An 11,085-nucleotide genomic window follows, 5' to 3' on the forward strand; every position below is an offset into this window, starting at 1 on the left:
CATATCGTCGGCATCGTGTAAAGTACGCCGGAACGGGGACTTGCCCGCCCGCAAAAAACCTCAGGAGTTCCGCCATGCTCGATCTGACGATCAAGGCCCGCGTGCTGATTCTCGGCTTTGTTGCCATTGTCGGCGTCATCATCTGCAGCGCACTCGGCATTTTCCAGCTCTCGCGCGTCAACGCGCAGCTGGAAACCGACATGAACCAGGTCCGCCTCGAGACACGCACGCTGATCGACATCCAGACGGCGAGCGTGGACTTCAAGACGCAGGTGCAGGAATGGAAGAACATCCTGATCCGCGGCAACAAGGAGGAAGAGTTCACCAAGCATGAGAAAGCCTTCTTCGACAAGGAAGCCGCCGTTCAGGAACGGCTGAAGAAGGTCGTCGTCGTGCTGAAGCAGGAAGCCGATCCGGCCAAGGCCGAAGCCCTTGCCAACATCGAACAGCTGATCAAGGACCACGCCGAGCTTGGCGTCGGCTACAAGGCAGCGCTCGCCGGTTTCGACCGCGACGATCCGGAAACCGGCAAGAAGCTCGACGTCGCCGTCAAGGGCAAGGACCGCGCGACCACCGCCGGGCTCACCAAGATCGTCGCCGCGCTGGAAAAATCGCAGGTCGAATTCCTTGAACAACAGACCATCGACGCGCAGGAAAACTACGCTTCTGCGCGCAACGTGCTGATCGGCCTGATGGCGCTTGGTTTCGTCCTCGCCAGCACGCTGGCTTATTTCACCGTCCGCCAGGTCGCGCGCCAGATCGCGCTGTTGCAGAACACCACCGCCGACATCAAGCAGACGCTCGATCTGACGCGGCGTATCGGCATCCATGGCAAGAGCGAAATGGCGCTGGTCGCAGCCAGTGTCAATGCCCTGCTCGACGAGTTTCAGGCGGTCGTCAAACGCATGACCGAGGCCGGTGCGCATGCCTCAAGTGCCTCCGACCAGCTCTCGCACTCGATCGCCAACGCCGCCGACGCGCTCGCACAGCAGAACGAGGCCACCTCGTCGATGGCCGCTGCCGTCGAGCAGATGTCGGTCAGCGTCACCCACGTTTCCGAATCGTCGGCGTCGGCGCAGAGCATCGCGCAGGATTCGGCAAAGAACGCGACGACAGGTGGCGAAGTCATCGAAAAGACCGTGCAGGACATCGGGCGGATCGCCGAGCTGGTGCAGGGCGCTTCGCAGGCGGTCGAGGAACTCGGCAAGCGCACCGACCAGATCGGCAACATAGCCGCGGTGATCAAGGGCATCGCCGACCAGACCAACCTGCTGGCGCTCAACGCCGCCATCGAGGCGGCGCGTGCCGGCGAACAGGGACGCGGCTTTGCCGTCGTCGCCGACGAAGTCCGTCAGCTGGCCGAACGCACGACCTCGGCGACGGCCGAAATCGGTACGGTGATCAGCGCCATCCAGTCGCAGACGCGCAGTGCCGTCGACGACATGCACCGCGTCGTCGATCAGGTCGGCAGCAATGCCGAAGGCGCGCGCGCCGCCGGCGAATCGATCGTGCACATCCGCGAAGGCTCGCTGCGCGTCGTCGACGTCTCGTCCGACATCGCCACGGCGCTCAAGGAGCAGAGCGCCGCCAGCGAGCTGATCGCCAAGCAGGTGGAAAGGATCGCGTCGATGAGCGAGGAAAACAACGCCGCGATGGGTGAGTCACGCGGCGCGGCGGCGGAAATGAAGCGCCTGTCGACCGAACTGCACGAACTGGTCGGCCGCTTTCGCGCCTAGCGCGGCCGGGCGCTGCGCTAGCTGCGGCTCAGCGCACCGCTGATCAGGCGACGGATGCCGCCGGCCTCGAAAGGCTTGTCGCACATCGCCGAAACGCCGGCGCGTTCGACGGCGGCCAAGCGGCCGGCATTCTGTTCGCTGGTCACCATCAGGATCGGCACGGTGTTCTGCCAGCTTTGCGTGCGGATGTGCTCGGTCAGCTCGCGGCCGTCCATTTCCGGCATGTTGTAGTCGGTAATCACCAGATCGACGGTGTTTTCCTGCAGCAGCGCCACCGCCTGCCGGCCGTCTTCGGCCTCGATGATGCGCTCGATGCCAAGCTCGCTGAGCAAGCGGCGCATGTGCTTGCGCGACGCCAAGCTGTCGTCGACCATCAGCACGCGCAGTTCTTCCATTTCGGCCAGATCAAGGTCTTCCGGCGGATTGAGGTAGTCGGCCGCGGCGTAGAGCGCGAGCGACAGCTGCTGTTCGGTAAAGGGCTTGGGCACGATGATGCAGGCGCCCGACTGACAGATCGGATCGAGTACCTGCGGCCGCGTTTCCGAAGAAACGAGGATGAACGGCACCGACTCGAGCAGCGGGTCGCGGCGCATCGCCGTCACCAGATCGGTGCCGAGGATGTCCGGCAGATAGAGGCTGCTGATCACCACCCGGTCGGCATGCCCCTTGTGCAAGGACTCCAACGCTGCCTGCGCGTTGCCGACGACGCTGACCTGGCGCACGCCCTGATTCTCGAGCATGCGCGAAACAAGGTTGGCCTGCATTGACGAAGGTTCGACGAGCAGAACCGACAGATCGTCGAGGGAAGTGGTCAAAGCCATGTTTTCGCTCCGCAAATGGACACGTTTACAAGTGCATGCGCGTAACTATAGCAGCGCTCAGGCGCTATCCGGCGAGCATGGGCGCGCGGCTCAGGGCGCCGGCTCGGCGGCCGCGCTGACAGCGCCGCTGGCCAGCAGGGCGGCGATTTCGGCGGCGCTGAAACCGGCTGCGGCCAGACGCTCGCGCGTATGTTCGCCGACCAGCGGCGGCGGCGCCTGCACCGCGCCCGGCGTGCGCGAAAAGCGCGGCGCCGGTGCCGGCTGGGTGACGCCGGCGACCTCGACAAAGGCGCCACGCGCCTGATGCTGCGGATGTGCCGGCGCTTCGTGCAGGCCGAGCACCGGCCACACGCAGTCGTCGGTGTCTTTGAATACTTGCTGCCAATGGTCGCGCGACTCGCCGCGGAAAATCTGTTCCAGCCGCTCGCGCAGGCGCGGCCAGCGCGTGCTGTCGTACTGCCGCCCGGCGAAATCGGGGTCGCCGGCGAGGCCCAGACGTTCGAGAAAGGCCGCGTAGAACTGCGGTTCGAGCGGGCATACGCTCAGCCACTGGCCGTCGGCGCACTGATAGACATCGTAGAAGGGCGCGCTCGAATCGATCGCGCAGTGACCGTTCCATTCGCCCAGCGCCTGCAGGTTGAAGAGGCCGTGCGCCAGCAGCGCGGCGCCTTCGCACATGGCGGCGTCGATCACCTGCCCCTTGCCGCTGCGCTGCACGTCGAGCAGCGCGCAGGCGATTCCCCAGGCGAGCATCAGCCCGCCGCCGCCCATGTCGCCGACCAGCGTCGGCGGCGCCCAAGGTGCGCCACCGTGACGGCGGCCGGTATCGAGCACGCCCGAAAGCGCGGCGTAGTTGGCGTCGTGGCCGGCGCGCGGCGCCAGCGGACCGCTCTGCCCCCAGCCGGTCATGCGGCCGTAGATGAGGCGCGGGTTGTGCGCGAGGCAGACTTCCGGGCCGAAGCCCAGACGCTCCATCACGCCGGGGCGGAAACCCTCGATCAGCACGTCGGCGTCGGCGAGCAGGCGGAAGACCAGTGCTTTCGCGTTCGGGTGCTTGAGATCGATGCACACCGACTTCTTGCCGCGATTGGCCACCGCCTTGCGCCCGCCGCCAAACAACTGCGTCGCGAAAGTGCCGCCGCCGCGTTCGAGCAGCGTCACCTCGGCGCCCATGTCGGCGAGCAGCATGCCGCAGAACGGGCCGGGGCCGATGCCGGCGAACTCGACGACCTTGATGCCGGCGAGCGGGCCGCGCGCGCTCGGTTTGCCGGCGGCGGGAGTGGTGGTGTCAGGCATGCGTTTTCACCGATGGTTTGCTAAGTGTGAGCCCCGAAGTGGGCGACCAACTCGCCCGCCAGATACGGACACAGGCCGGGCGGCAGATCGTGCCCCATGCCGTCGACAGCGAGCAGACGCGCGCCCGGAATGCGTCGCTGCGTATCCTCGGCCGCGGGGAAGGGAATCAGCGGATCGGCCTTGCCATGCACCACCAGCGTCGGCACGCGGATGCCGGCGAGCAGCCCGGCGCGCTGCTTGTCGGCGGCGATGGCGATCACCTGACGCATGAAGCCTTCGGGCCGGTGCGCGCGGTCGAGTGCGGCGGCCATCTGCCGGCGGATCGTCGCCGGATCGGCCGGCCAGGCCGGGCTGCCGATCAGCAGCTGCATCGCGGTCATGTGGTCGAGCAGCGCCTCGCGCTCTTTCGGCGGGCGCTGGCGCAGGCGCTTGATCACCGCCAGCGACGGCCCCGGCAGGCCGGCGGCGCCGCTGCTGCCCATGATGCTGGCGAGGCTCAGCACGCGGCCGGGCGCGGCCAGCGCCAGCCGCTGACCAATCATGGCGCCCATGCTGATGCCGACGATGTGCGCCGACGCGATGGCCAGCGCGTCGAGAATGCCGACCACATCGTCGGCCATGTCCTGCAGCGTGTAGGGCGGCGTTGCCGGCAGGCCGAAATGGTTGCGCACCATGAACCAGATGAAGTTCGGATTGGCGACGCTGCCGAGGCTTTGCGTCAACCCGGTATCGCGGTTGTCGAAGCGGATCACCCGGTAGCCCGCCGCCAGCAGCGCGTCGATCAGCTTGGCGGGCCAGTAGGTGAGTTGGTGGCCGAGGCCGTTGATCAGCACCACGGCGGGAGCGGAGCGGTCGCCCGCGTCGACGACTTCAAAGGAAAACTGGTTGGCGGTGAGCTTCATTTCTGACGGCTGAAAGGTGGGCAAAACGGCGTGTTCATCGGTTCCGGAGCGATGCCGGAGGGTGCCGACAATCCTAGCATGGCCGGCCGGGCGCACTATGCAGACGGACTGCTACATTGAGCTGGCGCCGCCGTGTAATCCAGACCCCATGACGATTGCCCACTCCCAGCAGCAGATCGTCGATGGCTCGCCTTTGCCGGTTTTCAAGGTCGGGGAAAACTACCGGCAGGCGCTGATCGGCCGCGACGTTTTGAACTCCATCGAGATTTGCTCAAGCAGAAACGTCGCATTGGCTATGCAAACGAGGTTCCCCGAAAGAACTCGAAAAGCAGTTTTTCAACCGACGGAGAAGTGTCGACCAAGGCCGAGGCGATTCAACGGTTAACCAATCGAACGTCAGTAAACACCGAAGTGCTGCCTGTTAAAATACAGGCATGAGACCGGATTCCGGCCTTTGCTGACGGTCAATACTCTCCAAGACACCGCGTCTGTTTTTAGTAGAAAAGCTGTCCTCGGGCATGTTCACGGGGGCCGGGGTGATTCAGCTACGCGACGTGGCCTTGCGGTACGACAGAGATTACAATTACATGCAGTGGATGCCTGTATTGGGCCTTTCAGGCTAAGAGTCTACCGTATGGCAATTTCGGACAACGACTACAAACTTCTCTGGGGACGCGCTGCTGGGATTTGCTCCAACCCTGAGTGCCGTGACGACCTAACGGTTATCCTTGAAGGCGCGGCAGCCTACAACGTTGGGGAGATGGCTCATGTCATCGCTCGCAGGCCGGGAGGCCCCAGAGGCGTGCCGGATGGAGGCGCCGATTCATATGAGAATTTGGTGCTCCTTTGCCCTACGTGCCACAGGAAGGTCGATAAAGCACCGGAAGGCAATTACCCGGCAGAGTTGCTCTTTGCATGGAAGGCCGAACACGAAGCGGAGATTAGGCAACGTGGCTCTAACCAAAAATTCGACGCAAGCGCCACGCTGAAGCAGTTCGTGTCGAGGCTTCTAATTGAAAACCGAATGCTATGGGAGCGGTTAGGGCCTCGCTCGGAAGCAGCTCTAGCCGACCCCGGTTCGAATTTGCATCTAGTTTGGCAGCTTCGGAAACTTGACACGATAGTTCCGAACAACAGAAAGATCATCAATGCGATTGAAGCCAACAACGCACTACTGAACGGCTCTGAATTCGCCGCATTTCTTGCGTTTAAGACCCACGCCCAAGCGTTCGAAGCTCATCAATACCAAAGAGTCGATTGCTACCCACTTTTCCCGGCCGAGTTCGATAAAGAATTCGCTGTATGACGAATAATGGCTCCAATACTTGGGATGTTCGCTATTCCCACATCGCGTGGTTTGAGCGCCTTCTTACCTCCCACCCAAATGTGCAAGCAGTTTCGCGACATCACGACCTCGTTTTTGAGGTAGATCGGAAGCAGCAAAAGGACCACCTCACCATCTTTTGCTGCAACGAATACACGATGGGTCTCACTATGGTGCATCGTGCGCTACACGAACTCGGTCCTTTAAATCTCATCTATATCGGTGGCGGTTGGTGCGGCTACACGCGAGAAGCTAAGGAATTTTGCCTTGACTCAAGAATCGGCCTTTACGTCAACGATGAAATGTCTGGAGCGCTCTGGAAAACCGACTTCTGGAATTACCATCAAAAAGATAGAGACGGAAATCCGATTTACCGCACTAGAAGTAAGTGAAATTAAAGCGATCTATGGCTTTGGGTCATTCTTTAGGAGCCAACATTACAACGACATCGACATCCTTGTAGTTGCGTCACCATTGTGTGAGGACTGTCTAAGCACCTACTATGAATTTCGAAGCAAGATCGCAAGTCTCGGGTTGCAACTTGGCGTCGTGTTTGACATCACTTTTCTGACCGCACAAGAGTTTGATGAACGACCTCTTCTTGAGATGGACAAGTTAGTAGAGATCTTTCGACGGGCATTTTCTTAGCTCGCACCTCGGCAGTTCCTGCATCCGCAAAGACCGTTTCCGGATGACAGCCCGCACCTCAAAGTACTAAAGGTTGTGTTGGGGCTGGAGAGTCAGGTCGCAGCGTCGGCTTGACTAGAGCTCCAAGCGAGAAAACGGCGATGAGCTTAATTACTTGCCGTTAAACCGAGGCGTCCACCTACTCCACCGTCACCGACTTCGCCAGATTCCGCGGCTTGTCCACGTCGGTGCCGCGCACCAGCGCCACGTGATAGGAGAGCAGTTGCAGCGGCACGACGTGCAGCAGCGGTGAGAGCGAGCCGTAGTGCTCGGGCAGGCGCAGGATGTGCACGCCTTCCGATTCGCTGATTTCACTGTCGGCGTCGGCGAAGACGTAGAGTTCGCCGCCGCGCGCGCGCACTTCCTGCAGGTTCGACTTGAGCTTTTCCAGCAGCGTGTCGTTCGGCGCCACGGCGACCACCGGCATGTTGCGGTCGACCAGCGCCAGTGGGCCGTGCTTGAGTTCGCCGGCCGGGTAGCCTTCGGCGTGGATGTACGAGATTTCCTTGAGTTTCAGCGCGCCTTCGAGGGCGATCGGGTAGTGTCGGCCGCGGCCGAGGAAGAGCGCGTGCTGCTTGTCGGAGAAGCGTTCGGCCCAGGCCTTGATTTCCGGCTCCAGCTCAAGCACGCGGGCAACGGCGGCGGGCAGGTGGCGCAGCGCCTGCAGCGCATTGGCTTCGCGCACGGCGTCGAGACGGCCGAGGCGCGTGGCCAGCGCCAGCGTCAGCAGGTAGAGCGCGGCAAGCTGCGTGGTGAAAGCCTTGGTCGAGGCGACGCCGATCTCGGGGCCGGCGCGGGTGATGAAGCGCAGCGCCGTTTCGCGCACCAGCGACGATTCGGGCGCGTTGCAGATCGCCAGCGAGTGCGCCATGCCGAGGTTTTTGGCGTGCTGCAGCGCGGCCAGCGTGTCGGCGGTTTCGCCCGACTGCGAGATGGTGACGACCAGCGTGTGCGGGTTGGCGACCGATTCGCGGTAACGGTATTCGCTGGCGATTTCGACTACGCAGGGCACGCCGGCGATGGCTTCGAGCCAGTAGCGGGCAACCAGACCGGCGTGGTAGCTGGTGCCGCAGGCGATGATCAGCACCCGATTGACGTCGGCAAAGATCGCTTCGGCGTTGGCGCCGAACAGGCCCGGCTGCACGCTGCGCGCGCCTTCGAGCATTTCCAGCGTCGCCGACAGCGCTGCCGGCTGCTCGAAGATTTCCTTCTGCATGTAGTGGCGGTACTGGCCGAGTTCGATGGCGTCGGCCGAGAGTTGCGATTCAAACACCGGCCGCTCGACCGGCGTGCCGTCGACGCGCGTGATGCGGTAGCCGCTGCGCGTGATCTCGGCGCAGTCGCCGTTTTCCAGGCAGACCATGCGCCGCGTCACCTGCAGCAGCGCCGAGGCGTCGGAGCCGGCAAAGTAGCCGTCGATGGCGCCGTCGGCGCCTTCCGAAACGCCGAGCAGCAAGGGCGAGCCTTCGCGCGCGACGACGATGCGCTCCGGCTCGGCTTCGCGCAGCACGGCCAGCGCGTAGGCACCCTGCACGCGCGAGATCGCCGCGCGCACGGCGTCGAAGAAGTCGGCACCGGTTTTCAGCTCGTGCGCGATGAGGTGAGCGACCACTTCGGTGTCGGTGTCGGAGGTGAATACGTAGCCGGCGGCGGTCAGCTCGGCGCGCAGTGCCTCGTGGTTTTCGATGATGCCGTTGTGCACCACCGCGAGGCCGCCCGAGACGTGCGGGTGCGCGTTGCGTTCGCAGGGCGCGCCGTGCGTGGCCCAGCGCGTGTGCGCAATGCCGCTGTTGCCGGCGGCGGCGGTGGCTTCCACCTGCGCCGCCAGTTCGGCAACGCGGCCGACGGCGCGCAGGCGCAGCAGCCCGGATTCATTGACCAGCGCCAGGCCGGCCGAGTCGTAGCCGCGGTATTCGAGCTTGCGCAGGCCTTCGATGAGGACGGAGACGATATTGCGGTCGGCGACCGCGGCAACGATGCCACACATGAATGAACTCGCTTTCGGTCAGGCGATTGACGCTTCGACGCAGCCGGCGGTGGCCAGTACGCCGCGGAATTGGGGTCGGCTCAGTCTTTCTTCGGCTTCTTGGTCGGGCGCTGCCAGCCGGGGATGGTGGTCTGGCGGGCGCGCGAGACGGTCAGCGCGTCGGGCGGCGCGTCGCGCGTCAGCGTGGTGCCGGCGCCGAGCGTGGCGCCGCGGCCGACGGTGACCGGCGCTACCAGCTGCGTGTCAGAACCGATGAAGGCGTCGTCCTCGATGGTCGTCAGGTGCTTGTTGGCGCCGTCGTAGTTGCAGGTGATCGTGCCGGCGCCGATGTTCACCCGGCTGCCGATCACCGCATCGCCAACGTAGGCGAGGTGGTTGGCCTTCGAATGCGCGGCGACGCGTGCGTTCTTGAGCTCGACGAAATTGCCGACATGCACGTCGGCGCCAAGCTCGGTGCCGGGGCGCAGGCGGGCAAACGGTCCGATCACGTTGTCCGGGCCGACGATGGCGTTCTCGATGTGCGAAAAAGCTGCCAGGCGCGCGCCGGCGCCGATGCGCGCGTTCTTCAGCACGCAGTTGGGGCCGATCTCGGCGGCTTCGTCGATGCTCACTTCGCCTTCGAAGACGCAGTTCACGTCGATGAACACGTCGCGCCCGCAAACGAGCTCGCCGCGCACGTCGATGCGCGCCGGGTCGGCGAGGCGAACGCCCTGCTCCATCAGCCGCTCGGCGATGCGCCGCTGGACGACGCGTTCGAGTTCGGCGAGCTGCACCTTGCTGTTCACACCGGCGGTTTCCCACGCGTCGCTGACCGTTGCCGTGCGCACCGGCACGCCGTCGGCGACGGCCAGCGCCACCAGATCGGTAAGGTAGTACTCACCTTGCGCATTGTCGTTCGACAGCCGGCCGAGCCAGCCGGCGAGCTGCTGCGTCGGCAGCACCATGATGCCGGTGTTGATTTCGCGGATGGCGCGCTGCGTGGGCGTAGCGTCCTTCTGCTCGACGATGGCCTGCACGGCGCCCGCAGCGTCGCGCACGATGCGCCCGTAGCCGGTCGGGTCGGCAAGCTCGGCGGTGAGCAGGCCGACGCCGTCGCCAGAGGCGTGCAGCAGATTGCGCAGCGTTGCGGCGCTGGTCAGCGGTACGTCGCCGTAGAGCACCAGCGTGCTGCCGGCGGTCGGGCTGTCGTCGCCCAGATGCGGCAGCGCCTGCTGTACGGCGTGGCCGGTGCCGAGCTGCGGTTCCTGCAGCGCCCAGGCGAGGTCGGGCGCGTCGAGCGCCGAACGCACGGCGTCGCCGCCGTGACCGTAAACGATGCACAGGCGCTGCGGCGCCAGGCTGCGCGCGGTAGCGATGACGTGAGCGAGCAACGCGCGCCCGGCCAGCGGCTGCAGCACCTTGGGCAAAGCGGAGTGCATGCGCTTGCCCTGACCGGCAGCGAGGATGACGATGTTCATGAGGGGATCGTTCAAGAAGAGGCGCGTTGGCGGCAAACGGGCGAATGCTGCCGGAAACGCCGGGGTATCACATGGAAAAATATCACACCGAGATGACGCCGATCAGCGCTCGTCCTGACCCGAAAGGATCTCGTCGAGCAGCTGTTTGCCTTTCGGCGAGACGTACCAGTGCAGGACGTTGCGGTCGTTGATGCGCGTTTCGAGGATGCCGCAGGCTTTCAGCGCAACCAGCCGGGCGCCGACCAGTTCGCGGCCGAGGCCGGTCTTTTCGGTGAGGCCGGCGAGGTTGCCGTAGATGGTCGCCTCTTCGGCGATGGCACGCACGATCTCGATGTCGTTGTACGACAGCGCGTCCTTCTCGGCGTCTTTTGCCGCCTGCCTTTCGGCGGCCTCAGCCTGCTCGCGCGTGGCGGCTTCGGCAGCGGCTTCTTCCTGACGGCGTTCGATACGGTCGATGCGCTCGATTTCGGGCTGGATTTCGGCGACCTGCCGCTTCATCTGTTCGACCTGGCCGAGCAGGCGCAGCGCAACGTTCTCGAACAGCCGGCGCGAGGCGACGACGTAGAGCAGGCAGAAGCCGCCAAAGACGAACAGCTCGACCGGCCGCGTACGCGAGGCTTCGATCAGGTTGCTCGAAATCATGTTGAGGAAGAGCGGTACGGTCAGCGCGGCAACAACGCCGAGAACGCTGTAGCGCATGACGTCGCGCAGGTCGCGCGAGGCGGCGCGTTCGCTGAGGAAGTAGTTGGCAACGCCGGCGAGCGCGCCGGCGGCAACCATGACCAGCAGGATGAGCAGCAGATGGCTGTCGAGTGCGCCATCGCTCGCTGCCAGTTGCAGCGATTTCTGCAGTTCAGGATTCATCGCATCATCCC

The 11,085-nt window shown here is 64.2% G+C and carries 9 protein-coding genes; 3 read left to right on the plus strand and 6 right to left on the minus strand.

Annotated features, from left to right (window positions below):
- Positions 1–74 precede the first annotated feature (74 nt).
- The gene (locus GGD90_RS01590) at positions 75–1,736 is read left to right on the plus strand and encodes a methyl-accepting chemotaxis protein (protein ID WP_153115037.1); all 1,662 of its coding nucleotides are present in this window, start codon (positions 75–77) and stop codon (positions 1,734–1,736) included.
- 17 nt (positions 1,737–1,753) lie between these two features.
- Here GGD90_RS01590 and GGD90_RS01595 read toward each other — a convergent pair whose 3' ends face one another.
- The 3 genes from GGD90_RS01595 to GGD90_RS01605 all read right to left on the minus strand — a co-directional run bounded on the left by GGD90_RS01595 (position 1,754) and on the right by GGD90_RS01605 (position 4,755).
- On the minus strand, positions 1,754–2,557 hold the full coding sequence (locus GGD90_RS01595; RefSeq protein WP_153115036.1) for a response regulator: 804 nt from the start codon (positions 2,555–2,557) through the stop codon (positions 1,754–1,756).
- 90 nt (positions 2,558–2,647) lie between these two features.
- Positions 2,648–3,853, minus strand: coding sequence for a CaiB/BaiF CoA transferase family protein (locus GGD90_RS01600; protein WP_153115035.1), 1,206 nt, complete (start codon positions 3,851–3,853; stop codon positions 2,648–2,650).
- A 20-nt stretch (positions 3,854–3,873) separates the two neighbouring features.
- Positions 3,874–4,755, minus strand: coding sequence for an alpha/beta fold hydrolase (locus GGD90_RS01605; RefSeq protein WP_153115034.1), 882 nt, complete (start codon positions 4,753–4,755; stop codon positions 3,874–3,876).
- Between the two features lie 634 nt (positions 4,756–5,389).
- On the opposite strand from GGD90_RS01605, the gene GGD90_RS01610 reads away from it, so the two are divergent.
- A complete protein-coding gene (locus GGD90_RS01610; protein ID WP_153115033.1) occupies positions 5,390–6,061 on the plus strand; it encodes an HNH endonuclease signature motif containing protein in 672 nt (223 codons plus the stop codon).
- 285 nt (positions 6,062–6,346) lie between these two features.
- Complete coding sequence (locus GGD90_RS01615) at positions 6,347–6,727, plus strand: hypothetical protein (protein ID WP_153115032.1); 381 nt, start codon at positions 6,347–6,349, stop codon at positions 6,725–6,727.
- A gap of 178 nt (positions 6,728–6,905) precedes the next feature.
- On the opposite strand, the gene glmS is transcribed toward GGD90_RS01615, so the two are convergent.
- The 3 genes from glmS to GGD90_RS01630 form a co-directional block, all read right to left on the minus strand.
- Positions 6,906–8,753 carry a glutamine--fructose-6-phosphate transaminase (isomerizing) gene (gene glmS, locus GGD90_RS01620; protein WP_153115031.1) on the minus strand — a complete coding sequence of 616 codons (1,848 nt, stop codon included), beginning with the start codon at positions 8,751–8,753 and terminating at the stop codon, positions 6,906–6,908.
- Positions 8,754–8,833: 80 nt separating this feature from the next.
- Positions 8,834–10,210: a bifunctional UDP-N-acetylglucosamine diphosphorylase/glucosamine-1-phosphate N-acetyltransferase GlmU gene (gene glmU / locus GGD90_RS01625; protein ID WP_153115170.1), complete on the minus strand. Its 1,377-nt coding sequence runs from the start codon at positions 10,208–10,210 to the stop codon at positions 8,834–8,836.
- Positions 10,211–10,312: 102 nt separating this feature from the next.
- Positions 10,313–11,074: a YEATS-associated helix-containing protein gene (locus tag GGD90_RS01630; protein WP_153115030.1), complete on the minus strand. Its 762-nt coding sequence runs from the start codon at positions 11,072–11,074 to the stop codon at positions 10,313–10,315.
- Between the last annotated feature and the right edge of the window lie 11 nt (positions 11,075–11,085).

Source organism: Rhodocyclus tenuis (assembly GCF_014197755.1).
GTDB classification, from domain to species: Bacteria; Pseudomonadota; Gammaproteobacteria; order Burkholderiales; family Rhodocyclaceae; genus Rhodocyclus; species Rhodocyclus tenuis.

Bases quoted from the DNA above. Each gene is read 5' to 3' on its own strand.
- GGD90_RS01630 (WP_153115030.1), bottom strand. From the start codon at position 11,074: ATGAATCCTGAACTGCAGAAATCGCTGCAACTGGCAGCGAGCGATGGC.
- GGD90_RS01595 (WP_153115036.1), bottom strand. From the start codon at position 2,557: ATGGCTTTGACCACTTCCCTCGACGATCTGTCGGTTCTGCTCGTCGAA.
- GGD90_RS01600 (WP_153115035.1), bottom strand. From the start codon at position 3,853: ATGCCTGACACCACCACTCCCGCCGCCGGCAAACCGAGCGCGCGCGGC.
- GGD90_RS01605 (WP_153115034.1), bottom strand. From the start codon at position 4,755: ATGAAGCTCACCGCCAACCAGTTTTCCTTTGAAGTCGTCGACGCGGGC.
- glmU (WP_153115170.1), bottom strand. From the start codon at position 10,210: ATGAACATCGTCATCCTCGCTGCCGGTCAGGGCAAGCGCATGCACTCC.
- glmS (WP_153115031.1), bottom strand. From the start codon at position 8,753: ATGTGTGGCATCGTTGCCGCGGTCGCCGACCGCAATATCGTCTCCGTC.
- GGD90_RS01610 (WP_153115033.1), top strand. From the start codon at position 5,390: ATGGCAATTTCGGACAACGACTACAAACTTCTCTGGGGACGCGCTGCT.
- GGD90_RS01590 (WP_153115037.1), top strand. From the start codon at position 75: ATGCTCGATCTGACGATCAAGGCCCGCGTGCTGATTCTCGGCTTTGTT.